Origin of the sequence: Gordonibacter massiliensis (ex Traore et al. 2017) (assembly GCF_019731765.1) — a bacterium.
Classification (GTDB): domain Bacteria; phylum Actinomycetota; class Coriobacteriia; order Coriobacteriales; family Eggerthellaceae; genus Gordonibacter; species Gordonibacter massiliensis.
The window spans coordinates 718,292-745,145 of record NZ_JAASIO010000001.1; the positions used below are offsets into that span (position 1 = coordinate 718,292).

The 26,854-nt window shown below is 64.6% G+C and carries 22 protein-coding genes and 1 tRNA gene; 19 read left to right on the forward strand and 4 right to left on the reverse strand.

The window, feature by feature from the left end; translation table 11 throughout:
* Positions 1-125: 125 nt before the first annotated feature.
* The 7 genes from HCH03_RS02960 (at position 126) to HCH03_RS02990 (ending at position 6,155) form a co-directional block, all read left to right on the forward strand.
* Entirely contained in the window at positions 126-356 is a 231-nt protein-coding gene (locus HCH03_RS02960) for a hypothetical protein (RefSeq protein ID WP_221688278.1), read from the forward strand.
* Between the two features lie 494 nt (positions 357-850).
* A complete protein-coding gene (locus HCH03_RS02965) occupies positions 851-1,231 on the forward strand; it encodes a metal-dependent transcriptional regulator (protein WP_080144431.1) in 381 nt (126 codons plus the stop codon).
* 335 nt (positions 1,232-1,566) lie between these two features.
* Complete coding sequence (locus tag HCH03_RS02970; protein WP_368042409.1) at positions 1,567-2,394, forward strand: septum formation initiator family protein; 828 nt, start codon at positions 1,567-1,569, stop codon at positions 2,392-2,394.
* A gap of 54 nt (positions 2,395-2,448) precedes the next feature.
* Positions 2,449-3,450 (forward strand): Ppx/GppA phosphatase family protein, encoded by a 1,002-nt coding sequence (locus tag HCH03_RS02975; RefSeq protein ID WP_221688279.1) that lies wholly within the window; start codon positions 2,449-2,451, stop codon positions 3,448-3,450.
* A 124-nt stretch (positions 3,451-3,574) separates the two neighbouring features.
* Positions 3,575-3,659, forward strand: a tRNA-Leu gene (locus HCH03_RS02980).
* Positions 3,660-3,914: 255 nt separating this feature from the next.
* The gene (locus tag HCH03_RS02985; RefSeq protein ID WP_185904226.1) at positions 3,915-4,964 is read left to right on the forward strand and encodes a polyprenyl synthetase family protein; all 1,050 of its coding nucleotides are present in this window, start codon (positions 3,915-3,917) and stop codon (positions 4,962-4,964) included.
* A gap of 294 nt (positions 4,965-5,258) precedes the next feature.
* Positions 5,259-6,155: a peptidoglycan-binding domain-containing protein gene (locus HCH03_RS02990; RefSeq protein ID WP_080144435.1), complete on the forward strand. Its 897-nt coding sequence runs from the start codon at positions 5,259-5,261 to the stop codon at positions 6,153-6,155.
* 180 nt (positions 6,156-6,335) lie between these two features.
* Here HCH03_RS02990 and HCH03_RS02995 read toward each other — a convergent pair whose 3' ends face one another.
* The gene (locus HCH03_RS02995; RefSeq protein ID WP_185904227.1) at positions 6,336-8,141 is read right to left on the reverse strand and encodes a peptidase; all 1,806 of its coding nucleotides are present in this window, start codon (positions 8,139-8,141) and stop codon (positions 6,336-6,338) included.
* 191 nt (positions 8,142-8,332) lie between these two features.
* Positions 8,333-9,844 carry a helix-turn-helix domain-containing protein gene (locus HCH03_RS03000; protein ID WP_221688280.1) on the reverse strand — a complete coding sequence of 504 codons (1,512 nt, stop codon included), beginning with the start codon at positions 9,842-9,844 and terminating at the stop codon, positions 8,333-8,335.
* Between the two features lie 259 nt (positions 9,845-10,103).
* Between HCH03_RS03000 and HCH03_RS03005 the strand changes: the two genes are divergently transcribed.
* From HCH03_RS03005 to HCH03_RS16555, 5 genes are all read left to right on the forward strand, one after another.
* Complete coding sequence (locus tag HCH03_RS03005) at positions 10,104-10,589, forward strand: spore coat protein SP96 (RefSeq protein WP_185904229.1); 486 nt, start codon at positions 10,104-10,106, stop codon at positions 10,587-10,589.
* 127 nt (positions 10,590-10,716) lie between these two features.
* Complete coding sequence (gene leuC / locus HCH03_RS03010) at positions 10,717-12,033, forward strand: 3-isopropylmalate dehydratase large subunit (protein ID WP_221688281.1); 1,317 nt, start codon at positions 10,717-10,719, stop codon at positions 12,031-12,033.
* Positions 12,034-12,044: 11 nt separating this feature from the next.
* Positions 12,045-12,539, forward strand: coding sequence for a 3-isopropylmalate dehydratase small subunit (locus HCH03_RS03015; RefSeq protein WP_221688282.1), 495 nt, complete (start codon positions 12,045-12,047; stop codon positions 12,537-12,539).
* Between the two features lie 443 nt (positions 12,540-12,982).
* Positions 12,983-14,092, forward strand: a complete 1,110-nt coding sequence (gene leuB, locus HCH03_RS03020; RefSeq protein WP_221688283.1) for a 3-isopropylmalate dehydrogenase — start codon at positions 12,983-12,985, stop codon at positions 14,090-14,092.
* 170 nt (positions 14,093-14,262) lie between these two features.
* The gene (locus tag HCH03_RS16555) at positions 14,263-14,487 is read left to right on the forward strand and encodes a helix-turn-helix domain-containing protein (RefSeq protein WP_185904233.1); all 225 of its coding nucleotides are present in this window, start codon (positions 14,263-14,265) and stop codon (positions 14,485-14,487) included.
* A gap of 135 nt (positions 14,488-14,622) precedes the next feature.
* Here the strand turns inward: HCH03_RS16555 and HCH03_RS03030 are convergent, their stop codons facing one another.
* Complete coding sequence (locus tag HCH03_RS03030) at positions 14,623-15,612, reverse strand: CPBP family intramembrane glutamic endopeptidase (RefSeq protein ID WP_221688284.1); 990 nt, start codon at positions 15,610-15,612, stop codon at positions 14,623-14,625.
* Between the two features lie 615 nt (positions 15,613-16,227).
* Here HCH03_RS03030 and HCH03_RS03035 point away from each other — a divergent pair.
* The 6 genes from HCH03_RS03035 (at position 16,228) to HCH03_RS03060 (ending at position 21,945) form a co-directional block, all read left to right on the forward strand.
* Positions 16,228-17,106 (forward strand): ABC transporter ATP-binding protein, encoded by an 879-nt coding sequence (locus tag HCH03_RS03035; protein ID WP_221688285.1) that lies wholly within the window; start codon positions 16,228-16,230, stop codon positions 17,104-17,106.
* A 10-nt stretch (positions 17,107-17,116) separates the two neighbouring features.
* A complete protein-coding gene (locus tag HCH03_RS03040) occupies positions 17,117-18,709 on the forward strand; it encodes a hypothetical protein (protein WP_221688286.1) in 1,593 nt (530 codons plus the stop codon).
* Between the two features lie 19 nt (positions 18,710-18,728).
* On the forward strand, positions 18,729-19,046 hold the full coding sequence (locus HCH03_RS03045; protein WP_221688287.1) for a DUF1648 domain-containing protein: 318 nt from the start codon (positions 18,729-18,731) through the stop codon (positions 19,044-19,046).
* A 19-nt stretch (positions 19,047-19,065) separates the two neighbouring features.
* Positions 19,066-19,572: a GntR family transcriptional regulator gene (locus HCH03_RS03050; RefSeq protein ID WP_221688288.1), complete on the forward strand. Its 507-nt coding sequence runs from the start codon at positions 19,066-19,068 to the stop codon at positions 19,570-19,572.
* A gap of 6 nt (positions 19,573-19,578) precedes the next feature.
* The gene (locus HCH03_RS03055) at positions 19,579-20,703 is read left to right on the forward strand and encodes a DUF1648 domain-containing protein (RefSeq protein WP_368042410.1); all 1,125 of its coding nucleotides are present in this window, start codon (positions 19,579-19,581) and stop codon (positions 20,701-20,703) included.
* Between the two features lie 309 nt (positions 20,704-21,012).
* Positions 21,013-21,945, forward strand: a complete 933-nt coding sequence (locus tag HCH03_RS03060; RefSeq protein ID WP_221688289.1) for a LysR family transcriptional regulator — start codon at positions 21,013-21,015, stop codon at positions 21,943-21,945.
* Between the two features lie 182 nt (positions 21,946-22,127).
* Here HCH03_RS03060 and HCH03_RS03065 read toward each other — a convergent pair whose 3' ends face one another.
* Positions 22,128-23,960 carry an FAD-dependent oxidoreductase gene (locus tag HCH03_RS03065; RefSeq protein ID WP_221688290.1) on the reverse strand — a complete coding sequence of 611 codons (1,833 nt, stop codon included), beginning with the start codon at positions 23,958-23,960 and terminating at the stop codon, positions 22,128-22,130.
* Between the two features lie 989 nt (positions 23,961-24,949).
* Here HCH03_RS03065 and HCH03_RS03070 point away from each other — a divergent pair.
* Positions 24,950-26,854, forward strand: a complete 1,905-nt coding sequence (locus HCH03_RS03070; protein ID WP_221688291.1) for an ABC-F family ATP-binding cassette domain-containing protein — start codon at positions 24,950-24,952, stop codon at positions 26,852-26,854.

Genomic DNA, 26,854 nt, shown 5'->3' on the forward strand with positions numbered 1-26,854 from the left:
ACGGAGCGCCGGCCCCTGTGCGGTCGGTGCTCCGGCAGGAAAGGAATCGTCCTGCGATCGCCATGCTCGCCCGCTTGGAAGTCGATGTCCCGCCGCAGGGCGGGCGCAAGGAAAGGAGGCTCCTTATGGCGCCTTTGGATATTTCACCGGCCACGATCGTGTTGATTCTCGTTATCGCGGCGCTGGCGGCGTTGGCGGTGCGTCGGCTGGCGAGGCGCGGCACCTGCGATTGCCACGACCACTGCGGCGACAAGCCGGCGGGAGGGCGTTGCGCGGGCTGTTCCGGATGCGGGGCCGTGGACACTATGGTCGCCGATATGGAGCGCGCCGCGAAGCAGGCGAGCGCCCGTTCCTGACGACGGTTGCCTATGTGGAGGAATTGTAAACCATGGTGAACTTCTCTTGACCGTAACAATAAGTTAGCATAGACTAACAAATGTCAGAAAGCGACCGTGAGATTCGAAAAGCACCTGGCAGGTGCCAACGGAAAAGCATCGCTCTCTGCCTCCTCTTTTTGCTGACACGGCGGCGAAGGCTCCTCTCGTCTGGCCTGTTCGCCGCACAGCATCGCCGACGGGGAATACCCCCCCCTCTTCCCCGTCGGCACTCCTCCTCTTTCAACTTGGAATCCAATCTGCGCGTCTCGCTTGCGCGCCTGTCCGCACGTGCGCCCGGCCCGCTCGGCCGTATGCTCGCGGGCGTCGACCGGCTGCAAAAGACCTCGCCGTTTCCAGGGCGGGTTCAACCGAGCGACGATGGGCGGGCAACTCGGGCGGGCAACTCGGCGGCGGCCTTTCGGGCCGGGGGTGCGGTGTGGTACCATGAAGGGCAGCGCGAAGGAGGGTTCCCCTTGGAAAAAATGTCTATGTCGCACGAGGACTATCTTGAGGCCATCGTCATGCTGGGCGGCACGACGGAAGTGCCGGTACGTTCGGTTGACATCGCAACGAAGCTCGGCGTTTCCAAAGCCTCGGTCAACAAGGCCGTGACCTCCTTGAAAGAGAAGGGCCTCGCCGATCAGCCGTATTACGGCGACATCACGCTCACGGACGAGGGATACGCCTACGGTTCGTCGGTGCTCGACCGCCACCATATGCTGTTCACGTTCCTTACGAAGGCGCTCGGCATTCCCGAAGAGCAGGCCGAGAAAGAGGCGTGCCTCATGGAACACGCCATCAGCGACGAGTCGTTCAAAAAATGGAGTTCTTATATTAAGAAGCTCAGCCTTTAGCCATCGCAAAGCGCCGCCTCGAGCGGCGTTTTTCGTGTTGGCGCTCGCGTTTCAACGGTTTTGCAACAGGCTGCCGCACCGCGGGCGTTCGGTGGCGGGGGCCGTGCTTCTGTGGTATCCTTGGCAGTGCTTCTGGCATTACACCCACCATCAACGAACCACGATGCTAAGAGGAGCGCATTCCATTGGGCAACCAAGCGAATATACTTTCGTTTGACGAGGCGAAACGTGAATCGGGCGCAGCGCGCTCGTCTTCTGTCGCGCCTGGAAAGTCCGCGCGCAGGCACGCCCCCGGCAGGGCGTCGAGCGCATCCTCTCGTCGCTCCGGCACCCGCGTGGCCTCGTCGGCCGCCCGCGTGTCCGGCACGGCAGGCGTCGTTTCCGCTCGCTCGGCCGTCACGGCGTACTCCGAACGCGGTTCCCGCTCCGCGCGCGTCGACTCCGCGCCCCGTCGCGGCGCCCATGCCAAGCAGAGCGTTGCCGACGAGATCGAAGCGTCGCGCGACGAGGCGCAAGACGCTCCCGAGAAGCGCTCGCGCCTGCAGGAGTTCCGCCGCAAGCGCCAGAAGGGCCGTGCCGACAAGAAGTTCGACCGGCAGTTCGGCGGCGCCCGCACGAGCGACGCCGCGTCCTCGGGACCGCGGGCGGCCGTGTACAAGGGCGAGATGGGCACCAACCACAAGCGCGCCGCGCGCATGCAGAACGACGCGGCGGGGAAGACCCGCACGTTCTCGCTCGCCTCGCTCAATCCGCTGGCAGTGCTCTCGGCTTGGAAGCGCTCGCCCAAGTTCATAGCGAGCGCCGGCGTGATGGTGTGCCTGCTGCTCTCGTGCTGGTTCCTGTACACTCCCGCGCAGCAGCTGTACCAGTCGGTGCGCGAGCACGATCGGCTCGAGGCGGAGTACGCCGCCATCGAGCAGCGCAACGCCTCGCTGCAATCCGAGGTTGAGTCCCTGCAGACGGACGCCGGCATCGAAGACCGGGCGCACCAGCAGTTCGGCTGGGTGCCGGAGGGCGAGCAAACCGCCAACGTGCACGGCCTTTCCGACGGCGCCGCCGACGGCTCCGGTTCTAACTTCACGGCGAACATCGTGCCCGGCAGCATCGAGGCCCCCGAGACGTGGTACTCGCCGGTGCTCGACGTGCTCTTCGGCGTGAAATAACTGTCGATCCCCGCCATCAGGCCCCATCTGCGTTCGAGGAGGAACCGACTACCCATGGCCACCCATCTGACGAATCCGACGCCCGCTTGTCCGGCCGCCGGCGCGTTGCGCCCCGGCCGTTACGCCGCCATCGACATCGGCACGGTGACGTGCCGCATGCTCGTGGCCGACATCGACGATGCGGGCTCGCTGCACGAGCTGCGGCGCGAGTACGCCATCACGAACCTGGGCGAGGACGTGGACGCCACGGGCATGCTGAAACCCGAGGCCATGCGCCGCGTGACCGAGGTCGTCGCGCGCTATCGAAAGATTCTCGACGAGTGCGCTCCCGCAGATGGAAGCGGCGTGACCGTGACGGCCGTGGCCACGTCGGCCTCGCGCGACGCGGGCAACGCCGACGAGTTCGTGGCCATGCTGGCCGACGTGGGCGTGACGCTCGCCGTCGTGCCGGGCGAGCGCGAGGCGGCGCTGTCGTTCGCGGGCGCCTCGTGCGACTTCGCGGGCGAGCGCCTTCTCGTCGTCGACGTGGGCGGCGGCTCGACGGAGCTCGTCGCGGGACAGGCGGGCGGTCGGCCCGTGCAGGCGCACTCGTTCAACATCGGGTGCCGGCGCGTGACCGAGAAGTTCCTGGCTGCGGACCCGCCTTCCGCAGACGAACTCGATCGCGCTCGCGCTTGGATCGCGGAGGGCATGCGGCCCTACTTCGATGACCTGCGCTCGTCCGGGTTCTCGCTCGAGCGCGTGGTGGCCGTGGCCGGCACGGCCACGAGCGTGGTGGCCGTGCACGAGCGCATGGCGGAGTACGACTCGTCCCGCGTGCACCGCTCCGTGGTCGAACGGGCGACGCTCGACGAGGTGTACGCGCAGCTTGCCGGCGTGACGCTGGACGAGCGTCGCCGGGTGGTGGGGCTCGACCCCGGCCGGGCACCCGTGATCGTGGCCGGCTTGGTCATTCTGCAGGTGGTGCTGGACTTGGCGGACATGCCCTCGTTCACGGTAAGCGAATCGGACATCCTCCACGGCATCGTCTTGGATGCGGCTCGAGCGGCCGACTAACGCGGGCCGCGCAACGGAACAGGACAACCTGGTCCGCGCGCGCTCAAAATTTGCTACCATATACAAGCTGTCCTTGGCAAGCTTCCCGCAACGCGGACGCTTCGCCGGGGCACGGGGACCACGTGGGAGCGTGGCGGAATTGGCAGACGCAGCGGACTTAAAATCCGCCATCTTCGGATATGTGGGTTCGAGTCCCACCGCTCCTACCATGTTGGACGACCCCCAAGCGAGCGCGCGTCCGGGACATCCCGGCGGGGCTCGAACCGATGAGGTGGTTTCGCGTTGCTTATGCAGCCTCTCGCATACGGGCGGTCGGAGCATGCAGTTTTCACGTAGATGACGGTGCCGGTCGCCTTGCCGGTTCATGGCGCGCAGGGTGGTTGTGGTACGATTGCTCAAGCGTCCGCGCCGCGTGCGTTCGGTGCGTTTAGGGCAATGTCTATCCGTCTATCGAAGAAAGCGTTATGGACAACATCAACGACATCATCGCGGCTGTCGAAGAGCCGCCCGAAACCTTCGAAGAATACCTCACCTGCTACGCCGACAAGGTCGGCCAACTGGTGAACTCGTACATTCCCCAGGGCTCGCACCCTGACATGAACCGGTATTTGTACGATCCGCTGAACGCGTACAGCCAGAACGGCGGCAAGCGCCATCGTCCGCTCATCTGCTTCGCGGCTTGCCGCGCGGTGGGCGGCGACATGGTGCGCGCCACGAGCGCGGCGGCCGCCATCGAGCACTTCCACACGGCGGCGCTCATACACGACGACATCGCCGACGAGGCCGAGCTGCGCCGCGGCGAGCCCTGCCTGCACCTCACCGAGGGGCTGGGCCTGGCCATCAACATGGGCGACTTGGCGCTGTCGCTGGTGAACGGCACGGTCATCAACGACCCGCTGCTCGACGACGCGTGCAAGGTGCGCGTGGTGAACGAGCTCATCGAGATGACGCGCCGCACCATCGAGGGCCAGGCGCTCGACATCGGCTGGGCGCGCGACGGCCGCTACGACATCACGCCCGAGGACTACCTCGTCATGGCCACGCACAAGACGGCGCACTACTCCGGCGCCGTGCCGCTGGCCATCGGCGCCATCATCGGCGAAGGCACCGAGACCGAAATCGAGGCGCTGCGCAACTACGGCTTGGACACGGGCCTCGCGTTCCAGATCCAGGACGACTTGCTGAACCTCGTCGGCTCCGAGGAAAGCACGAAGAAGGATTTCCGCAACGACATCACCGAGGGCAAGCGCACGCTCATGGTGGTGCACGCGCTGCAGCACTCCGACGACCGAGGGCGCCTCATCGACATCCTCTCGTCGAAGGAGAAGGATCAGGCCGTGCTCGCCGAGGCCGTCGACATCATGGAGGCGTCCGGCAGCATAGAATACGCGCGCAACTACGCCGAGAACCTCACGAGCATCGCGAAGAACCGCCTGGTGGACATGGTGCGCCCCTCCGCATCGCGCGACTTGCTCACCTCCATGGCCGATTGGTTCGTCAACAGGTTGAAGTAACGAAGCGCCCGCCTTCGTTATCCTGAGCGGAGGAGGCGGGACGCCGCACCCCCCTGTCATCCTGAGCGGAGCGAACGTAGTGAGCGCAGTCGAAGGATCCCGTGCGGCGGCAGCCTTAAGCACCCCAGCTGGCGCCGCGCGGGATCCTTCGACTCCGGCGCTTCGCGCCTCCGCTCAGGATGGCAATCTCAATGACACCGCCGTAGACAATCCCTAGAGAAAACCGCTCTGTTCCTTTGGTGAAACCCCCTTTGCGCATGTTGGAGGGCGTTCGACCTGCGGTACCATGACCCCATGGAAACCATCAAACGACATGACACGGGCGCTGCCGTCGAGGACGTGCAGCAGCGCCTCGCCACCATCGGGCTGCTCGACCAAGCCGCCGTCGACGGCGTGTTCGACGAGCGGACCGCCGCCGCCGTGCGGGCTTTCTGCATCCAGGCGGGCCTGCCTTCCGGCGAGGACGTGACCGACAAGGTATGGTCGGCACTCGTGGACGCCTCGTACTTTTTGGGCGACCGCACGCTGTACCTGCGCATGCCTCACTTCCACGGGCACGATGTCGAGGAGCTTCAGCAGGCGCTCGGCGCGCTCGGATTCGCCTGCGGGGCGAACGACGGCATCTTCGGCGCGTACACGGAGTTGGCGTTGCGCAAGTTTCAGCTCAACCTCGGTTTGCCGTCCGACGGCATCGCGGGCGCGTACACCTATTCGGCCATCCGCAACCTGCATCACTCGTGGGAGGGCAAGGAAGCCGTGCACGAGGCCGTCCATCTGGGGTTCGCCCGCGCGGCCGACGTGCTCGAGCACAACGCCCTGTGCCTGTTCGGAACGTGCGACTTCACGCGCAGCGTGGCTTCGCGCATGTCGAACCTCGCCTTGGCCACAAGCCCCGCTTCGAAGATCGTGAGCGCCGACTCGCTTCTGGTGGCTCCCGATCGAGACATGCTGCTCGTGCACATCGTGCTGGCCGAAGAGGACACGGCCGAGGCCGTTCCGCGCGTGAGCTTCGACGACGAAGCGACGCTGCCCCTTCGCTTGGAAACGGCCATCGGCGTGGCCGACGCCGCCGCCCCTTCGCGCATAGCCGTCGAGCTGCCGGGCACCATGTGGGAGGATGCCGGCGAGGGCCGCTCGGCGCAGCACTTCGCCATCACGCTGCTCGACGCCCTGTGCTCCGCGCTTTCGTAGTTCCGAAGCGCCGATGAGCGGTGGGCCGCCTGATGCGACGAAGGGTCGAAACGCTACTCTGTCTTTCAAGCAGGTTTCGTGCCGAAGCGCACGGCTGATAAAATACGATGATTGGCGAAATGGCAGCCCTTCTCGTCGGAGCACCGAACGGGAAGGGCTGCTTGACGTATGCCTGGGCGTCTACTTGCCGGTGGGACCGCCCTGCTTCTTTTCTTCGGGATGCGCAGCCTTGTAGGCGACCACGCTTTCCGGCGTCCATCCTTCGCTGTAGCATTCGTCGGCGCCTTGCGGGGTGTAGAACGCGGAGTTCAAGCCCAAGGTGCCGCTGCCGGTGACGATCGCGCCGGACTCGTCGCGGCCGAGCCAGGGGTTGTTCAGTCCGGCGACCTTGTCACGCGCCATTTCGGCGCTGCGGGTCTGCTGCACCAACCACTTGAAACCAGCCTTGATGTCGTAGCTGTACTTCCAAGTGGACATATGGTCGCCGCCTTCGAAAGAAGCCCAGTTCACGTTGATGCCGGTGTTCTGGTTGGTAAGGGTTTCCACGGCTGCGTTCTGCTCGTCGAGGCTGTCGTTGGGGCTCCAGGTGGCCTTGGCGATGTTCGCCCCCGCGGCAGCGAAGTACTGGTCAGTGTAATCCCACAAACCGTGCGACATGGCATCGCCCTCGCAGTTCATGACAAGGATGTTGTCGTCGGAGATCTGATAGTACCAATTCTCGTAGTTCGGGTCGTTCGCATAGTCGCCGATGAAGGTGTTCGGATCGTTTTCGGGGGTGCGGGCGACCTGCCCTTCGCTTGCAACATCTTTGTTGTAGCAGTTGGACCACTGGGACCCGGAGATCCAGAAGCCTCCGAAGAAGTTGTCTCGCTGGGCCGCCATGTCCATCAGGGTCATGCCCCCCATGGACTGTCCGGTGCCGTAGATGCGGTCGGTGTCGACGTAGTCGGCGTACTCGGCGATGACGGAGTCGAGCAGTTCCCATGCGGCGGTGTTCACCTCGCTCGTGGCTACGTAGTCGTTGGAGGATCGCTGTTCTTCAGGGACCTGCGGGCAAATGACGATGGTTTTCTGAAGGCTTTGCACTTCGTCGCTCGCCCAGTCGACGGGTGCCTGGGACTCAGTCAGCGTGAGCATGGGATCTTCGCCAAGCGATCCGGCATCCAGGATGTGCAGCGCTACGGCAACATGGCCCTTGTCGGCGTCCGAGAGATCCGGCACGTACAGGGAGTACGTCAGGTCGAAGCTGGAGGCCTCGCCCGTGTACTCGCTAAAGCAGTCGACCGCTTTGAAGGCTTCTCCTATCTTCCAGTTCTCATTGCTCACGAGCTCGGGAAAAAGCATGTAGTCGGGATCGGTAGCGACGACGGTCTCCATGCCTTGCGACTCGCCTTCGCGATTGAACTTCTCCTGTTCGGTGGCCGTGTAGTTACATTTTTCCTTCGTGCTGGCCGCAATGGTCTTATCGCCGGCGGCAACCTCGCCCACTTGCGTAACGCCCGCCATGGTGGTTTTGGTGTAGGCAGGTGTGTTTCCGGCGAGCAGATAGTCGGTTTCCACCTCGATGACCACGTATTTTCCGCTGTCGGTGCCTCCGTTTTCGGAGACGTCGCAGGTGTCGTTCACGTAGACGTCGACAATGCTTCCCGCCGTGTCCGCGCTGCCACGCTCGAACGCGGCAGCGCCTTTCTGCTCGCTTTGGAACAAGGCGTAGTCATTGACTTGGTAATCGTCGGCGGAAACCGAGTCGGCCTTCACTGCGTCGGCGTACTCGACGATGACGGCGTCGGTCTTCGCGCCGTCTATGTCGACGAAGTTGTGCGAGTACACTGCTTTGATAGCGTCGTCGGCGCTGGCGTTACCGCCGTCATTGGAAGTCGTGCTGCAGCCGGTGCAGGTCGCGGCCAGCATCGCCGACAGGGCTATCGCCCCGAAAGCGCAGGCGGCTTTGCGATTGAATCCGGCGTGTGTGTCTGATCGGTCCATAAGTCCTCCTTGTCGTTGCGTTGTTCGATTGAATCCCATCGCCCAAGCGGCTCCCGCTGGGCTTGGCGTCATGAAAGCGCAAACGAGAGGTCGAGTCCTCGCGCGATTAGGATGAAAGATTGGAAGTTGTTGCTCCCCAGTAATCGGGGAGGACTGATGACCTGCGGTTTCGTAGGCTAGAAAAGCACGCGCTACTGCGGTGCCGAGGGTGTCGGCAGATCGAGCGCGTCGACCAAGTCGATGAGCTCTTGGCGTGAGTGAACGTCGAGCTTGTGAAAAGCGTGCTTCAGATGCGTGTCCACGGTGGAGGCCGACACGCCCAGCTCTTCTGCGATGCGCTTGCTGGTGAAGCCTCGATAGGCGAACACCATCACCTCGAGTTCTTTCGGCGTGAGCTGCGCTCCGTCGCTCGCGTTGCGGCACCGTTCGAACAGCCAATCCCGCTGCTGTTCGGGTGTGCGGGCGGAGAGGTGGCGGCTTCCCCGCATGTTGAAGACGATGAGGATGAGGGAGACGGCAAAAAGGGCTATGCCGGCCGCTTGTGCAAAAGGAAGCTTCCCGCTCGAACCGGGCGTGCTCGGCAACGGGAAGAGGTTGATAAGGACGAGCGGCGCGGCGACTGCGATGAGAATGAAGATGCCCGAGGCGAACCGCGTCGTGCAAATGCCGTGCACAATGCCCCAGTACAAAACGATGAGCGTCAACACCTTGAGGCAGTGACCGATGGAGACGAGCAACTGGTCGACGAGCTCCGCTCGCGAGTCTCCCAGCACGATGACCGACAGCAATATGGCCATGTAAACAATCGTCGTCAAGACGAAGGCGACGGCGATGCCTTTGCGATGCGATGCGTCTTCCACATGCAGATACGCTGCAAGAACGATCATGATGATTAGCGAGAAAAGCGGTATAGGAACATCGTGGGCGAATGCAGTCGAAGAAGGGTTCGAAGCCGTTTTCAGCAGATGCGAGAATAGGTCATCGAAGCAGATGAAGGCTAGCGAGGCGATGAGCATGCCGTTCACGAATCGACGGGCGCCCAAGTCATGGGCGGCTTTGCGGTGCTCCCTGTTGTCCGGTCCGCTTGCTGCGCCGAGGAGGAGCGCCGAGGCGGCTAGGGGGCACGCGAGCCTGAAGGCGAACTGCCATTCGAGGGGAATGAAATGCAGCGATATCTGGATCGCTTCCGTGATGGCGTATGACAGGGCTATGGCGGCCAACGGATGCCCGATCTGAACGATCTGCGCCAAGCGCAGCCATGCCGACAGGTATGCGAACAAGTACGCGGCGCTCATGATTGATCCTGCGGCGGCGCAAACTCCCATCAGCGCTGCCGAAGATTGAAAGGCGATAGGCGACGAGAAGCTCCCCATGCCTGAAAGCGTTTGCAGGACGTAGCCGACGATGCCAGCACCGCCGCTTAGCGCAACAAGCAAGGTGATGCGCATTCTTAGACGCGGTTGCTTTGCAAATGCGGTGAACGCGGCGAATGCCATGAGCATAACGGGAAAAAGATAGCTGAGGGCGAGGCGGAACGTATCATCGAACGAGCCGTGTGCCGGCGAATGAAAATCCGCTTGGAACACGCAAGGCCACCAGAAGGCCAAGCCAAGCACCAGCATGAGGGGACTGTGCGAACGATTCAATTTCTTTGGACTCCCAGGCGATTTGAACAGCGTCTTCCAATCATAACGCTTTTTCATCGGGGTGATTTCGAAAGGATGGGCGTTTGCCTTCCGGAAAGCGAATAGCGGAGAGGCTTGCGATGGCATTGTCCTGCAGATTGGCCCGTCAAGAGGTCTTGCTGCGACGCATTCGCTGTTCGATACGATGTTTGCCGCGCGCGGCTACACCAATCGGTGTATTTACGTGTCGGTTCGATGACGTTTTCGCTGGGTGTACTCGGTGGCGTGGCACGGCTTTTATACTGCTGCCAAGCAACCCCGAAGAAAGCAGGTCATCATGGCTGAAGACACGAACAACACCGAGCAGGGCGCACCCGTTCCTCCCGTGCCCGAGCCCTCCGAGCCTGTCGCGCAGCCGGTTCCGCCCGCGCAGCCTCAACCCCAACCGCAGCAGCCTCCCATGGGCCAGCAGATGCCGCCGCAGCAGCCCTATCAGGCTCCGCAGCCCACGTATCAGCCCCAGCCCCAGCCCATGTACATGCCCGCTCCGCTCATGCAGCTCACCGGCGGCATGAAGTTCGGCTGGTTCGTTGTGGGTGCCCTCATGGGCATTCCCGGCATCGTCATCTCGTGGCTCGTGAACGTGGACAAGTTGCCGCAGGTGAAAAGCGACGCGCTGAAGTGGACTATCATCGGTTTCGTCGTGTGGATCGTGCTGGGCATACTCATCGGACTGGCCATCGGCGGCATGATTACGGCGATGGTGGCTGGAGCCATGGGCACGGCCGGCTACTACGGTTACGACTACCACGGCACGTGGTAAACCGTAGCGCATTTCTGGAAAATAGCTTCACAAAGAAGAGCCCCTCGGGGCTCTTCTTCATGCTGGAGTGGTGGAGTGGTACAATCGAGAGCGTTTTTCACGAGACCCACCGCACAAAGGAGCGCACATGCCACGTCCCATGACCATGGCGGAGAAGATCCTCGCCGCCCATGCGGGACTCGACGAAGTGGAGCCGGGTCAGCTGATCGAATGCGATCTCGACCTCGTGCTTTCCAACGACGTCACGTCCCCCATCGCCATCAAGGAGTTCCGCAAGATCGGCGTCGAGAAGGTGTTCGACCCTGCGAAGATCGCCCTCGTCCCCGACCACTACGTCCCCAACAAGGACATCAAGAGCGCCGAGCAGGCCAAGATCGTGCGCGACTTCGCGCGCGAGCAGGGCATCACCCACTACTACGAGGTGGGCTGCATGGGCGTCGAGCATGCGCTGCTCCCCGAGCAGGGCGTCGTGGGCGCGGGCGATCTCATCATCGGCGCGGACAGCCACACCTGCACGTACGGCGCGCTGGGCGCGTTCGCCACGGGCGTGGGCTCCACCGACGCCGGCGTGGGCTACGCCACCGGCAAGGCGTGGTTCAAGGTGCCCGAGTCGCTGCTGTTCAAGATCGAGGGCGAGCTGGCCCCCGGCGTCACCGGCAAGGACGTCATCCTGCACATCATCGGCATGATCGGCGTGGACGGCGCGCTCTACCAGGCCATGGAGTTCACCGGCAGCGCCATCCGCACCATGGACATGGACGAGCGCATGAGCATCTCGAACATGGCCATCGAGGCGGGCGGCAAGGCCGGGCTCATCGAGGTCGACGACGTGACGCGCGCCTACCTGGACGGGCGCACCGAGCGCCCCTACACCGAGTACCACTCCGACGCGGACGCGACGTACGCGAAGGTGTACGAGATCGACGCCGCCTCCATCGTGCCCACCGTGTCATTCCCGCATCTGCCGTCGAACACGCGCCCGGCCGCCGAGGCGCGCGACGTGCGCATCGACCAGGCCGTCATTGGCAGCTGCACGAACGGCCGCATCGCCGACATGCGCCAGGCCGCCGACGTGCTGCGCGGCCGCACGGTGCATCCCGACGTGCGCTGCATCGTGATCCCCGCCACGCAGGCGGTGTATCGCCAGTGCATGGAGGAAGGCCTCATGGACGTGTTCCTCGACGCGAACTGCGCCGTGTCCACGCCTACGTGCGGCCCGTGCCTGGGCGGCTACATGGGCATCCTCGCCGCAGGCGAGCGCGCCATCGCCACGACGAACCGCAACTTCGTCGGCCGCATGGGTGACCCCACCAGCGAGGTATACCTGTCCTCGCCGGCCGTGGCCGCGGCAAGCGCCGTGCTCGGCCACATCGGCCTGCCGGAAGACCTGGACGCCGTTTCCGCCGCCGCCCCCGCGGGCGCCGGCGCGCAGGGCGCGGAATAGGAGGAGCGACCATGCAATTCAAAGGAACCGCGCACCGTTACGGGCGCGACGTCGACACCGACGTCATCATTCCGGCCCGCTACCTGAACACGTCCGACCCGGCGGAGCTGGCGAAGCACTGCCTGGAGGACTTGGACAAGAGCTTCATCGAGCGCGTGCAACCCGGCGACATCATCGTGGCCGACGAGAACTTCGGCTGCGGCTCGTCGCGCGAACACGCACCCATCGCCATCAAGGCGGCCGGCGTCGACGTGGTCGTGGCCAAGAGCTTCGCGCGCATCTTCTACCGCAATTCCATCAACACGGGCCTCGCCATCATGGAATGCCCGGAGGCCGTGGACGCCATCAGCCAGGGCGATGTGGTGAGCGTGGACGCCGACAGCGGCGTGATCGTGGACGAGACGACGGGCGCCACGTTCCAAGCGCAGCCGTTCCCGCCGTTCATCCGCGAGATCATCGAGGCGGGCGGCCTCATCAACCGCACGAAGGCGAAGCTGGGGAAGTAGGACGCTCCGCCGTTTTCCGAACGGCGGAACTGCTTTCCGGCGGAAGCGGGGCGGCTCGACGGTTGCGTCGCCCCTTGCTTCCGCGCCGCCCGGGGCCGTCCGGCGAGAGACGCGCAGCTGCCGAGCGCGTTGTCGGTACGAGGATCGTGTGCCGGGGGCTGCCGCCCCTTGCGTGTAGGCGGGTTGTTCGTTTTCGGAAGACGCATGCGGGGAAAATCGAGGAAGCGGGTTGTTTCTGCTAAAAAATCGCGTTTGTGAACGAATATTCGGACCCTTTTGCAGGGGCTTACGCCGACGGTTTTCATAGTGCCTGTTCAAAGAGTTGGGCTCATCGGCTCCGGAAAGAAGAGTCGTTCACAAACGCGATTTTTAAGCAAATTTCTCCGAGTTAGAGAGATTTGGCTCGCAAAGAGCGCACGGCGATTCGAGGGAAGGAATTCTTTATGACCAAAACTTACCGCATTTGCCTGCTGCCGGGCGACGGCATCGGGCCGGAGATCATCGCCGAGGGTGTGAAGGTGCTCGACGCCGCGGGCGCAAAGTACGACACGGCGTTCTCCTACACTGAGGCGCTTCTGGGCGGGTGCGCCATCGACGCGTGCGGCACGGCGCTTCCGGATGAGACGCTGCGCGTGGCCGAAGCTTCCGACGCCGTGCTGCTGGCGGCCGTCGGCGGTCCGAAGTGGGATACCACCGATCCTGCGAAGCCGCGTCCCGAGCAGGGGCTGCTGGGCATACGCAAGGCGCTCGGCCTGTACACGAACCTGCGCCCCGTGCAGATATTCAATGCGCTCGCCGACGCGTCCACGTTGAAGCCCGAGATCGTCGACGGCGTGGACATGATGATCGTGCGCGAGCTGACGGGCGGTTTGTACTTCGGCCGTCGCGAGCGCTTCTACGACGAAGACGGCTGCGGAACGAACGGCTCGGCGGGCCAGCGCGCCTACGACACGCTCGAGTACCGCGAGTACGAGGTGGAGCGTATCGCGCGCCAGGCGTTCGAAGCCGCGCGCAAGCGACGCAACAAGGTGACGAGCGTCGACAAAGCAAACGTGCTGGAAACCAGCCGCATGTGGCGCGAGATCGTGCACCGCATCGGCGCCCAGGAGTATCCCGACGTGGAACTCGAGGACCTGCTCGTGGACAACACGGCCATGCAGCTCATCAGCCGCCCGGTCGACTTCGACGTGGTGGTGACGGAGAACATGTTCGGCGACATCCTGTCCGACGAGGCTGCCCAGATCACGGGCTCACTCGGCATGTTGGCCAGCGCGTCGCTCGGCGACGGCACGGCGCTCTACGAGCCCAGCCACGGCAGCGCGCCCGACATTGCGGGGCGCGGCATCGCGAACCCGCTCGCGCAGATCCTGTCCGTGGAGATGATGCTGCGCTACAGCTTCGACATGAACGAGGCTGCCGACGACATCCGCCGCGCCGTGACCGCCGTGCTCGACGAGGGCTGGCGCACGGGCGATATCAAGCAGGTCGACACCCCGGCCGACAAGATCGTCGGCACCGTGGCGATGGGCGACCTGGTGGTGTCGCACCTGTAGGGCGCATGCGCTGCTTTGCTGCCGATCGTGCATCGATCGGATTGAACGGCCCCTTGCTCTGCAAGGGGCCGTTTTCTCATCGGGGCCATCTTTCTATCGTTCGGCTGCTCTCTTGCATAACTTGCTATATAAACCGATATTCCAAGTTGGGGATAACCTACGCTGCTCGAATGAACAACGGAGAAGACGAATGCCGAAAAGTTGGTGGCCGTATCCGCGCAATGCGGGAGGGCCAAGATTTGTCTCAAGAAAAGCTCGCAAAGATGATCGGTATGGATCCAACCTATCTGAGTAGAGTCGAGCAGGGCAAGCGGAATCCTACGGTCAAATTGCTAGCGAAGATCGCTCATGGCCTTGGGGTGGAGCTTAAAGAGTTGTTCGATTTTAGTCTCTGAAAACGTCTGCGGCCTCGTCCCGCTCCGCATTCCTCCGGCTTGCCTCGCTTCGCATGGCGAGGACGACAGGCCGGAAGATGAGGAGCGGTTGGTTTCGAGGCGATGTTTTCGCCGCCTTCGGCCGCGCTCTTTGTGCTAGCGCACGGGTTGCGTTCCCGCTTTCTCGGCCGGAACGTCGCCTTTTCGCACGTCGTTGGGGAGGCCGGCTTTCGGCATGTCGAGCGTGCTCGCCTTCTCGCGGCGGTGCAGGTCCCACAGCATGAGCGCGGCGACCACGATGAAGGCGCTGCCGCCCAGGATGCCCGTGGGCGTGGGGCCGACGAACGGGTTGCCGCCGGTGACCGAGAACAGGATGGCGGCAGCGGCCAGCGCGTTGACGGCCCCGTGGCCGAAGGCGGCGGCCAAGCAGCTGCCCGTGCGCACGGTGACGTAGGTGAGGAAGATGCCCAGCACGGTGCAGAACACGCACATGGCGGCGATGCCCGCGAACGGCCATCCGGGGTAACCCACGCCGTAGTTATGCCCGATAATGGTGAGCGGCGCATGCCACAACCCCCAGATAACGCCCGCGACCAGCAGCGTGGGAACAATGCGCAGGTGCGTGGCCATCTTCGGCACCAGGTAACCGCGCCAGCCCCATTCCTCGCCGAACGTCGTGACGATGTTGAGCGCGGGGCCGAGAAACACGGCGAAGGGAAGCTGGGCGAGCAGCATCATCTTGATGGTTTCGACGGGCATTTCGGCACCGCCTGACGCGGCGGCTTGCTGGGTTGTCGCCACCATCGTCGCCATGCCGGGGTCGAAATCCTGCGGAAACGCGAGGAAGTACACGACGGCGCCGACGAAGGCGAGCAGGGCCGGTCCGAACCACGCGACCAAGAACCACGGCAGCGATTTTTTGAACCCGCGCGGTTTGATGACGCAGTTCTTGAATCCCTCGCGCGTGACAAGGCGCGTGATGAGCACGCCCAGGGCGGGGAAAAACATGGCCGCGCCGGTGGCGAGCTGGGCGGCCACGGCGGGCACGCCTGCGAGGCCTCCCGTGGCGATGGGGTAGACCACTCCGAACTCGTAGGCCCACGTGAGCCCGAACGTGACGGCCAAAAAGACTGCGATTCGTTTCATTGCGACATCCTCTCTCGCGCTCGCTTGCTATCGCGCACTATCGCGCGCTAGCACCCTGGCGCATTAGCATTCTGGCGCGCTATCACGCGCTATCACGCGCTGACGCTCCGGAGCGTTATCAATCTGGCGCGCACTATCGCGCTGGCGCATTCGTTTTTTCATGAACGAAAAAACGAATGCAGCGCACCTGCTCCCTCTCCGCTTCCCTTGCCACTGCTTCTGCCACTGTCCCTTCCTTTTCCGCTTTCTATCTTGGCTCTTCGTCGTACTGCCTGTCTTTGGTGAAATACGTACAAATGTTTCACGTGAAACATGTTGGAAGCTGTGTGGTTCCGCGCCTAGCCATTGGCTTTGTTCTGAACGCAAAAACTGGCTTGCTTCCATGTTCCCGTGCTCCAATGCCCCCATGTTTCCAAAGACCTTGTAGCTTCATGGCTCTTTGAGTTCCCGAGGCTCGCTTTTTTATTCTGCAGTTCGCTATTCGTTGGTTTCTATCCATGGTCGCTCGCGATGGGTTCGTTGAATTTTCAATAATCAAAAATCAATTGCATCTTTGTTCCATCTGTTATAGCATAAATATAACAAAAAGAAAAGCATCGGAACGGAAGGCGGACCATGAACGATACAGGCAAGGCGCCCGTGCTGGCGGTGAAGGATGTGGTGAAGGCGTTCGGGTCGAAGCGCGCGGTGGACGGGGTGTCGCTCGAGGTTATGCCCGGGGACATCTTCGGTTTCGTGGGACACAACGGGGCGGGAAAGACCACGCTCATCCGCGCCATCGTGGGCGTGACCGACTTCGACGAGGGCGATATCCGCATTGCCGGGCGCTCCGTGCGCACCGATGCGCTGGCTTGCAAGCAGGTCACGGCCTACGTGCCGGACAATCCCGACGTGTACGAGTTCCTCACGGGCATCCAGTACCTCGACTACATCGCGGACATCTTCGGCGTGCCCGCCGATACGCGTCGCGCGAGCATCCAGGCGCATGCCGATCGGCTGGGGCTGACGGAGGCGCTCGGCGATTTGATCTCGTCGTATTCGCACGGTATGCGGCAGAAGCTCGTGCTCATCGGCGCGCTCATGCACGAGCCCACGCTGCTCGTTTTAGACGAGCCGTTCGTGGGTCTGGACCCGGAAGCCGCGTTCCACGTGAAGGAGATGCTTCGCGAGCTGGCCGACCGCGGCTCGGCCGTGTTCTTCTCCAGCCATGTGCTGGAAGTGGTGGAGAAGCTGTGCGACAAGGTGGCCATCATCAAGCAAGGACGGCTGCGCGCATGCGGCGCCACGGCCGACGTCGTGGGCGACGAGAGCTTGGAAGACGTGTTCTTGGACATGATCGACCGCGAGGCCGCGGAGGACGGGGAATCGGCGGCTGCGCGCGATGCGTCCGGGCGCGCCGCGGCCGCGCGCGACGCGGCCGACCGTCGCGATACCGAAGGCCGCAGCGGTGAGGGCCACCGTGCGGAAGGCCGCCGTCGCGGCCGGAAGGCTTGAGGAGGCCGTCATGCGTTCGTTCTTTCTGCTGTTGAAGATACAGCTGCTCGGATTGTTCGGCATCAACAAGGCGCTGCATGCGAACGCCGCCAAGGCGAAGCGCACGCTGGTGCTGGCTTTGGTCGTGGTGGCCATCGTGGCTGTGGTTGCCCTGTACAGCGTCGGCGTTGCCGAGGGAATGGCGCAGCTGGGCATGGTCGAGGCCATCCCGCTGGTGGCCGTGCTCGTGGGCGCCGTTGCCGGCGCGGTGGCGGCGTTCCTTAAAACGAACGGCGTGCTGTTCGCCTTCAAGGATTACGACCTGGTCATGTCGTTGCCGGTGCCCACGCTGTCCGTGGTGCTGTCGCGCATCGCTTCGCTGTACGCCATGAGCGTGGTGTTCGGGCTGCTGGTGATGGTGCCGGCGTTCGCGGTGTACGCGGCGCATGCGGGCGCGGGCGCGCTGTCCGTCGTGCTCATGGCGCTGTCCATCGTGCTGGCGCCGCTCGTCCCTTTGGCGGCGGCCATCGTGCTGGCGGCGCTCATCGCGGCGTTTTCCTCGCGCTTCCGGCACGCGAACATCGTCATGGTGGTGTTGTCGCTGGTTGCGGTGCTCGCTGTCTTGGCAGGTTCGTTCGCGTTGTCGGGGCAGTCGGGCGACGCGGCTGCGCTCGCCGCCCTGGGCACGGAGGCGGTGGCGCAGATGGCCGGCTTGTTCCCGCCTGCCGCCTGGGCCGCCGAGGGCATCGCGTCTGGCAACTTGCTGTCGTTCGCGCTGTTCGCGGGCGTGTCGCTGCTGGCGGGAGCCGTGCTGCTGGCGGTGCTGGTGCGCGTGTTCGTGCCGGTGAACTCGCTGCTCATGTCGTCGCGGCCCCGCGGCTCGTTCTCGTTCGAGGGCTCAGCGGGCGGTGCGCGCGGCCTGCGGGCGCGAACGCCGTTTCGGGCGATGGTGGGCAAGGAGCTGCGCCTGCTGGTGGCCACGCCTATCTACCTGCTGAACGGGTGCATGGGCTACGTGCTGGTCGTCGTGGCGTGCGTCGCGGCCGTGGCGGCCCGCGCCATGGGGGTGTTGTCGCTCGACGCGCTGCCGGCCGAGTTCGCCCCGCTCGTCGGAGGATTTCTGCCCTGGGTCGTTGCGTTCTGCGTGGGCATCTCGTCCACCACGGCGCCGTCGGTGTCGCTCGAGGGGTCCAGCCGCTGGGTCATGCTCACGGCGCCGGTCTCCTCCCGCACCGTGCTGGGGGCGAAGGCCGCGGTCAATCTGTTGTTCGCGCTGCCCACGGTGGTGATCGGCGGCGTGACGCTGTCGCTGGCGTTCTCGCTCGACGCCGTTTCGGTGGCGGCGATGTTCGTGGTGCCGCTGGGGTTGTCCCTGTTCGCCACGTTCGTGGGTTTGATGGTGGACGCGCGCCATCCGCGCTACGACTGGACGACGGTGTACGAGCCGGTGAAGCGCGGCATGCCGGTGATGGTGGTTGTCGTGGGCGGCATGGTGTGCACGGGTGCGGGCATCGCGGTCACGGCGCTGCTGGGCACGGCGGCTTCCCTCGTGGTGGCCGTGGTGATCGGCGGGGCATCGGTGGCGCTGTTCCAAGCGACGGCGAGCAGGCGACTGGCCGCATAAGACGAGGAAGGAGAGCGTCATGAGGGAGCGGAACAAGGGCAAGGTGCTTGAGGGGACGTCGGGCTTGGCGGTGGCGGTTGCGCTGGGGGTGGCGGCAGTGGCGCTGGCTGCGCTACAATGGTTTCTCCTGCCCGACCAAGTCGTCACGCATTTCGGCGTGAACGGGCAGGCCAACGGTTGGTCGCCGAAGTGGTTCCTCGTTCTGCTGTCGACAGGACTCGGGTTGTTCGGCGCGGTGTGGTTCGGGGCCTCGCGCGAGAAACCGGGTCTGCTTCTGGCTGCCATCGGTGTGATGGTGGGAGCTCTCGATCTCGTGGTGAACGGGATCGCGTTATGACAGGAGGAGGTGCACGCCCATGGTAATCCGTATAGATCAGCGGTCGGACGAGCCGCTGTATCTGCAGATACGCAACCAGATCATCGCGGCCATCGCGCGCGGCGAGTTGGTGCCGGGGCAGGCGCTGCCCAGCGTGCGTTCGCTGGCGAGCGACTTGGGCATCAACCTGCACACCGTGAACAAGGCCTATGCCGTGCTGCGCGACGAGGGCTACGTGCTCATGCGGGGCCGCTCGGGCGCCTATATCGCCGATCCCTGCGAGGAGGATCGCGCCGATCGCGCACGCATCGAGCTGGAAAAAATGGAAGACGAGCTGTTCGAGCTCGCGTTGGCGCACCGCGCGCGCGGCGGTAGCTGGGGGCAGTTTCTGGAGTGCGCCCAGGCCCAGGCCGCACGCGCCTACGGCGCGGGAGAGCGGACCGACGTCGACCCGGCTTCCTCGACGTCCCAAGTCGATCGATCCGTCGGCATGACGAGGTTTCCCGTCGAAGCCGATTTCGCCCCCGCTTTCGGAAAGGACGCGTGACGCGCCGTGGAGGGAAACGCTACGGAGTTCGCCACGGCGATGCTCGCTTTGACCGTTTTGCTGGTGCCCATCGTGGGCATCATGACCGTCGTGACGCCGTTCCTCATGCGGCGCGGCGAGGTGTTCGCGGTCACCGTGCCGGATGCTGCCGCGCGCGACCCTTACCTGCGCGGGCTCAAGCTGCGGTACGCGCTGATCATGGGCGCGATCACGGCTGCGCTCACGGCGGCTGGCGCTTTCGGCTCGTTCACGGGCAACGCCGGCGTGGCGCTGGCCGTGCTCTGCGTGGGCACGCTGCTGATCTGCGGCGTGAGTTACGGGCTCATGCTGTACTTCCGTGCGAAGGTACAGGCGTACAAGAAAGAGCGGGGATGGCACGCCGCGGCCCAGGAGTCGGTGGCCGTGGTGGGCGACGCTCCCGTTCCGCATGCCGTGTCGCTCAAGTGGGACCTGCTGTACCTGCCCGTTCTCGCCGTGACGCTGGCCATCGGTGTCGCGGGGTACGCCCAGATGCCCGATCTCATTCCCCAGCACATGAACTTCCAAGGCGAGGTGACGGAGTACATGGAGAAAACCCCGCTCACCGTGCTGGCGCCCGTGCTCATCGTGGCGTTCATGGCGGCGTGCATGGTGTTCTCGCACTGGACCATCCTGCGGTCGAAGAAGCCGTCGAACCCGAACGCGCCGGCAACGTCGGCGCTGGCTTACGGCATGTTCGCGCGCGCCCAGAGCATCCTGCTGGTGGCGGGCGGCCTGGCGCTCAGCCTGCTGGGACCGGTGATGCAGCTGGCGTTCATCGGCGTGATAGGGCTCGCGCAGGCGGGCGTGTTCGTGGTGGCGTTGGCGCTGGTGATGGTGGTGGGCTCGCTGGCCATCAGCCTGGTGTACGGTCAAGGCGGAGCCCGCGTGTTCGCGCGCATGAGCGCCTCCGACAAGCTGCTGGCCGACGACGACGAGCATTGGAAGCTGGGCGTGTTCTACTTCAACCCCGACGATTCCAGTCTGTTCCTGCCCGAGCGCTTCGGCATCGGCTGGACCATGAACTGGGCCCGCCCCGCCGTATGGGCCATCATGGCGGGCGGCTTTCTGCTGACGGTGGCATTCGTGGTGGGCGTGATGACGATCATGTAGCCCAGGAGCGCAGGGACGTTTGGCCTGCGTTCAGTTGATCTGCATCAACGCTTGCTCGTCGATGCAGAAGGCGGCATACAACGGCACGCCGAACGTGGTCCGCCATTCCGAAGTTTTGTCGATATAAAACGTGCCTGCGATGCCACTTTTTACCGGAAAAACCGGAATCGAGGACACGCTTTCAAATAATGGCATTCATGGTGGGCGCGATGATGCTGATGGAGGGAGGCGTTCGGGATCGATCCGCCATGCGCACACTGCGCGCGATTCGTGTATAGTGGAGGACAATGGTAGAGGGGAGGAATACCATTGGAAACCGCTTACTTGAAAGAGTACCTGGCGTTCTCGCGCACGCTCAACTACGCCCAGGCGTCGGCGGAGCTGTTCGTTTCGCAGCCCACGTTGCGCGCCCATATCCATGCGCTCGAAGACGAGGTGGGAGCGCCGCTCACCGTGAAGCGCGGCGGCGCGTTGGAGCTGTCGCCGACGGGCAAGCTGTTCTTGAAGAAGGCGCGCGCCATCGTGAAGGTGGTGGACGAGAGCGTGGAGGAGTGCCGTGCGTTCGCGGCCGAGTCATCGTCGCTTGTGGTGGGCACGTTGGACTACCCGCCGTTCGAGGACCTGCTGTTGGGCACCATCGCCGCGTTCAAGGAAGAGTGCCCCGGCAAGCACATCGAGATACTGTTCGCTTCGGGCACGTACGCGAACGTCGAGTCGGTGCAGGCGGGCAAAGTGGACCTGTCCCTGTTCGTGCACCTGCGCAACCGCCGCTCTGCCGGCGCCGTCGAGCCGCTTTCGCTTCCCGAAGGCATAGCGAGCTTCTATCTGGAAACGGGCGAGTGCCTGTTCTGGATGAACCGCACCTGCCCCCTGTTCGAGAAGGAGCGCATTTCCGCGGCCGACCTCGAGGGCTACACGCTGCTGCTGGGGAATTCTCGGAACATGGTATGCGCGGGCGAGACGGCATCGGATTACTTCGCCGCCGCCGGCGTGACGGTGGAGCCGGACAACCAGCCGTGTGCGAACTACCTGGATCTGTACCTGTCCGGGCTAGGCGAGACGTTCGGCGTGGCGCTGGCCGGGTCGCGCTCGGGGCTGCGGTCGAGCCCCGACATCAGGATATTCGGGGTCGAGGACTTCTCCATCCCCTGCGACCTGCACGTACTGTGCGATCCTCAGCGCCTCGACGCCTGCGGCTCCGCGTTCTTGGAGCGTTTGAAGGCGGCGGCGCTCGCGCGGTAGTTCTCTAGAGCGGCGCGGGGCCGGTCTCGCGGGCCGTTCGGCTTCATGTCGTTCTGCCGTCCGCGCGCCAATCGTGTGCATGCGCGTCCAAGCTCCCTCCGAACAACGCGGTGCCCCGCGAGGAGAGCCTCGCGGGGCACCGTCCGCGCCGGAGGGAGGGGAGGCGCGGTTCGCGGAAGACTCTAGGCTTCGTCGATGATGCTGCCGGCCGCCATGTAGCCGCCCACGAACGACAGGCCCACGTCGCCGTAGATGCCGTTGAACGGCTTGCCGGCGATGTTGTTCTCGCCGTTCGATCCACCGGCGGTGTGCCACCCGGCGTACAGGCCGGGGATGATCGCGCCTTCCGTGTCCACCACCTGCATCTTCGGGTTGATACGCAGGCCGCACTTCGTGGCGAACAGGTTGCCGCCGATCTTCGCGCCGTAGTACGGCGGGTCGCCGATGGGGATGAGCCATGTGGGATCGTATTTGTACGTGGGCACGGTGTCCTCGCCCGCTTCGCAGGCTTTGTTCCAATCCTCCACGGCCTTCACCAGCACACCCTCGCGCAGACCGAGCTCCTGTTCCAGCTCCTCGATGGTGTCGCACTCCTTCACGGCGCCCGCGTCCACCATGATCTGGAACGCGTTGCGCCAGTCGCGCTGCCACTCGGGCACGCGGTCGATGAGCGGGTCGTCGTCGGGGATGACCTTGCCCACGCGGCAGACGGACTGCTTGAAGAAGTTGTCGCCCACCAGCTGCTCGAACTTCGAGTCGAAGCACACGTAGGTGCGCCCGCCCGGTTGGCTCATCTCCACGGCGCCTTGGTCGGTGAGCGCGGTGACCATGGAGTCGGGGTCGGTGTTCAGGAAGGGGTAGGACGATCCGCCGGTGCTCAGGTACGGCACGCGCTGGCCCATGCGGTTGATGAGCAGCCACGGCTGGCGCACCGCTTGGTTGCCGTCCTTGTTGACGTGGGCGTTCATCGTGGTGGCGTACTCGTCGTAAGGCTCCCACTCCACGCTGCCGTCGAAGCAGGCGACCGAGTTGTAGCCGGAAAGGTCGGCGCCCGCTCCCAGGCCCATGCGGATGCACGCGCCGTCGTTGTACGGCGGGGTTGCCACATTCACGATACCGCGCAGGCAGGTGGGCGTGTACTTGGCCAGCATGGCGCGGTTCATCTCGAAGCCGCCGGCCGTGAGGAGCACGCCCTTCTTCCCGCGGTAGAACTTCTCGCCGTCGGGCGTTTTCGCCTTGATGCCCACCACGGTGCCGTTGTCCATGACGAGCGCGAGCGCCTCCGTGCTCGTGTGGATGTCCACGCCGTGCTTCTTGGCCGTTTCGGTCATCATCTCGAAGGGGAAGTGGTTGATCTCGATGGAGTTCTTCGCCGTTATCTGGCCGTCCCAGTACAGGCTCTTCATGCCCGCCGGGCCCTTGCTCGAGGGCGCCCAGGGAACTTCGAGGGCGTCGGCCATCCAGTCGATGCACTGCGGACCCTCCACGGCCATGGCGTACAGCAGCTCCGGGTCAACCGTCATCTGCTGCAGATCGTTCACGTAAGCGACCACTTTGTTCGGGTCGTAGGGGTAGCTGGGGTAGGCCCACTCCACCTCGTTGGCCATGCGGTGCCCGCCGAAGTTCACGAACATGCCGCCGTACGACGAGGTGCCGCCGGTCTTCTCGTTCTTCTCCAGCATGATGACCTTGTTGCCCGCGTCCGCCAGGCGCACCGAGCCGGTGATTCCGCCGCCGCCCGACCCCACGACCACGACGTCGGCCTCGAAGTCCCACGTTGCCGGGGCCTCGACGGGTTCGATGGGCGCTGCGGCCGCCTCGAACGCCGCCGCGGCCTTGTCGCCCGAGCCCTTCTCCGGCGCGGCTTGCGACGGCGCGCATGCGGCGAGCGCGCCGCCCGCGGCCGTGGCGATGCCCGCCGTGGCGGCCGCCTTGAAGAAGCTGCGTCGGCTGAGCGCGTGCTTTCCGGTGGTCTTGGCGTCTTCCGACGGTCCTCGCTTCGCTTCGTCTTTCATGGTTCCCTCCTCCTTGTTGGAACGATCCCCTCCTCGGGATGCCCCCATTGTAGGTGCGCCGTGCCGGTGGCTTCAGGAGGGAAAACGGCGCGCTGGAACGATGTCGCGCGCGGCGCGAGGAAGTTCGGCGACGCGTGAAGGAAAAACGGCGTCGGACGAGGAAAACCTTTCGCGCGCGTCGAGCGCGCTGCGGGTGCAGGCTAGGCGCGGCGGGCATGCGTCGAGTGCGCGCCTGGCGCGGAAACCCTTTCGAGTGTGGCAGGCGCGCGTCGGGCGTGCGCCTGGCGCGGAAACCCCTTCGAGTTCGGCTGGCGAGCGTCGGGCGTGTGCCGGGTGCGGCAGGCGCGTGTTGAGCCCGGAAACCCTTTCGGACGCGCGTCGGGCAAAAACCCTTTCGAGCGCGCTCCGGATGCGGAAGCTCTGCCGAATGCGTTGGGCGTGCGTCTGACGCGCGGCGGGCGCTCGTCGGCAGCGCGTTCGGCCGCGACGCTCGCCGCGCCCCTTTTCCGGTGCCTGTGAGCAAGGTGCTTTGCTGGCATTCGTATGGTGCAAAAATCACCGATGTCCCCCTTGAACGAAGCGAGATACGCTCGCTTTCCTCCTTGCTTATCGTTTGTCCCGAGTGTTTTCCCAGCTCACGTGCTTCGGAAAATTCCAACGCTGCCACGCAGAGCGATGTGGCAGGGGGACATCGGTGATTTTTGTACGGAGAGCGGCCCCGTGCTGGTGCGTCGAAGCGATGCCGATCGTTCGGGACCTGCGACGCCAAGGCGATGCTAGGGGACCGCGGAGCGGCACGTGGATCCCGGTTTGCCAGCGTAAGGTGCATTTCTCAAAGACGTGCGAGATCGAGCGGCGAACACCCCAAATCGGCGGCGTGGTGTTTAGCGTCCGCGGCACTATTGCGGAGAGGCCGTGGTACCCTAGTGACGACAAATCGTGCGGGTAAGTTCGACGATGCTTTTGTTCGGATGAAGGAAAGGCTCTACATGGCGTTTCTGCTGGGATGCGAGAAGGTGCGGGTGGAATTCCCCACGAAGACGGTGTTCGACGGCATTTCGCTGGGCGTGGAGGAGGGCGACCGCATCGGCATCGTGGGCCGCAACGGCGACGGGAAGTCCACGCTGTTGAACCTGCTGGCGGGCCAGTTGGAGCCCGATGACGGGCGCGTGCTGAAGAACGGCGCCGTGCGCGTGGGCGTGCTGGGGCAGGCCGACGCGCTTTCCGACGACGACACCGTGGAGCGCGCCGTGGTGGGCGACCTGCCCGAGTACCAGTGGGCGGGCGACGCGCGCGTCCGCGACATCATCGCGGGGCTGGCCTCCGACATCCCGTGGGACGCGCGGGTTGGAACGCTGTCGGGCGGACAGCGGCGACGGGTGGACCTAGCGCGGCTGCTCATCGGCGATTGGGACGTGCTCGCGCTCGACGAGCCCACGAACCATCTGGACGTGCGCGCCATCACCTGGCTGGCCGGGCACCTGAAAGCGCGCTGGAAGCAGGGCGCGGGCGCGCTTTTGGTGGTCACGCACGACCGCTGGTTCCTCGACGAGGTGTGCACGCGCATGTGGGAGGTGCACGACCGTGTGGTCGATCCGTTCGAGGGCGGCTTCTCGGCCTACATCATGCAGCGCGTGGAGCGCGACCGTCTGGCCGCGCTGGCCGAGCAGAAGCGCCAGAACGACCTGCGCCGCGAGCTGGCCTGGCTCTCGCGCGGGGCGCGGGCGCGTGCGACGAAGCCGAAGTTCCACGTGGCCTTGGCCCAAGAGCTCATCGCCGACGTGCCGCCGCTGCGCGACGAGCTGGAGCTCAAGCGCATGGCCATGGCGCGTCTGGGCAAGCAGGTGGTGGACTTGGAGCACGTCACCGTGCGCTTCGACCATGCGGACGGCTCCAGTCGCACGGTGCTTGACGACATGGACTGGATCATCGGTCCCGGCGACCGCTACGGCATCGTCGGCGAGAACGGTGCTGGCAAAACCACGCTGTTGCGCGTGATCCAAGGCTTGCAGAAGCCAACGTCCGGCCTGGTGAAGATAGGGAAAACCGTGCGCTTCGCCGTGCTGTCGCAGCATTTGGACGACCTTGCGCGCTTCGGCGACGATCGCGTGCGGCAGGTGGTGGGCCGCTACAGCCGCCGCACGATGCTCGACGGCAAGGAGATGACGCCGGGGCAGCTGCTGGAGAAGCTGGGCTTCACGCGCGCCGACCTGAACGAGCCGGTGTGCGATCTGTCGGGTGGCCAGAAGCGACGGCTGGCGCTCATGCTGATCTTGCTGGACGAGCCGAACGTGCTGGTGCTCGACGAGCCGGGCAACGATCTGGACACCGACATGCTGGCCTCGGTGGAGGACCTACTGGACGGCTGGCCCGGCACGCTGCTTTTGGTCACGCACGACCGCTACCTCATGGAACGCGTGACCGACCATCAGTTCGCCCTGCTGGATGGGCGGATTCGCCACCTTCCCGGCGGCGTTGACGAGTATCTGAGGCTGACGGAGGCGCGAGATTCAACCCGGCCCGGCGGAGGGGCGGGCGCCACCCAGTCGCTCAAACAGTCCTCGCAGGGCTGCGGAACTCGCTTGGTGGACGGCACCCGTCCCTCCGCCTCTTCGGGTGCGACCGAAGCCGGCTCGCGCGATGCCGACAATGGGGGCGGGGAGCGGCTTTCCGGCGGTGAGATACGCACGCTGCGCAAGCTCATGCAGTCGAACGAGCGCAAAACCGAAACGCTCAACGGCAAGATCGAGGACGTACGCGCCCAGATGGCCGCCGCCGACCCCAGCGACTTCACCGCCCTCGGCGACTTCCAAGCGCAGATCAACGACTTGCAGGCCCAGGTTGATGCCCTTGAGGAAGAGTGGCTCGAAGCTGCCGAGAAGCTGGGCGAGTAG

Coding starts and splice junctions, on each gene's coding strand:
- HCH03_RS02995 (WP_185904227.1), bottom strand. CDS start 8,141: ATGGACCGATCAGACACACACGCCGGATTCAATCGCAAAGCCGCCTGC.
- HCH03_RS03015 (WP_221688282.1), top strand. CDS start 12,045: ATGCAATTCAAAGGAACCGCGCACCGTTACGGGCGCGACGTCGACACC.
- HCH03_RS03050 (WP_221688288.1), top strand. CDS start 19,066: ATGGTAATCCGTATAGATCAGCGGTCGGACGAGCCGCTGTATCTGCAG.
- HCH03_RS03065 (WP_221688290.1), bottom strand. CDS start 23,960: ATGAAAGACGAAGCGAAGCGAGGACCGTCGGAAGACGCCAAGACCACC.
- HCH03_RS03070 (WP_221688291.1), top strand. CDS start 24,950: ATGGCGTTTCTGCTGGGATGCGAGAAGGTGCGGGTGGAATTCCCCACG.
- leuB (WP_221688283.1), top strand. CDS start 12,983: ATGACCAAAACTTACCGCATTTGCCTGCTGCCGGGCGACGGCATCGGG.
- HCH03_RS03035 (WP_221688285.1), top strand. CDS start 16,228: ATGAACGATACAGGCAAGGCGCCCGTGCTGGCGGTGAAGGATGTGGTG.
- HCH03_RS03045 (WP_221688287.1), top strand. CDS start 18,729: ATGAGGGAGCGGAACAAGGGCAAGGTGCTTGAGGGGACGTCGGGCTTG.
- leuC (WP_221688281.1), top strand. CDS start 10,717: ATGCCACGTCCCATGACCATGGCGGAGAAGATCCTCGCCGCCCATGCG.
- HCH03_RS03030 (WP_221688284.1), bottom strand. CDS start 15,612: ATGAAACGAATCGCAGTCTTTTTGGCCGTCACGTTCGGGCTCACGTGG.
- HCH03_RS02985 (WP_185904226.1), top strand. CDS start 3,915: ATGGACAACATCAACGACATCATCGCGGCTGTCGAAGAGCCGCCCGAA.
- HCH03_RS02960 (WP_221688278.1), top strand. CDS start 126: ATGGCGCCTTTGGATATTTCACCGGCCACGATCGTGTTGATTCTCGTT.
- HCH03_RS03000 (WP_221688280.1), bottom strand. CDS start 9,844: ATGAAAAAGCGTTATGATTGGAAGACGCTGTTCAAATCGCCTGGGAGT.
- HCH03_RS03040 (WP_221688286.1), top strand. CDS start 17,117: ATGCGTTCGTTCTTTCTGCTGTTGAAGATACAGCTGCTCGGATTGTTC.
- HCH03_RS02975 (WP_221688279.1), top strand. CDS start 2,449: ATGGCCACCCATCTGACGAATCCGACGCCCGCTTGTCCGGCCGCCGGC.
- HCH03_RS03005 (WP_185904229.1), top strand. CDS start 10,104: ATGGCTGAAGACACGAACAACACCGAGCAGGGCGCACCCGTTCCTCCC.
- HCH03_RS02990 (WP_080144435.1), top strand. CDS start 5,259: ATGGAAACCATCAAACGACATGACACGGGCGCTGCCGTCGAGGACGTG.
- HCH03_RS16555 (WP_185904233.1), top strand. CDS start 14,263: ATGAACAACGGAGAAGACGAATGCCGAAAAGTTGGTGGCCGTATCCGC.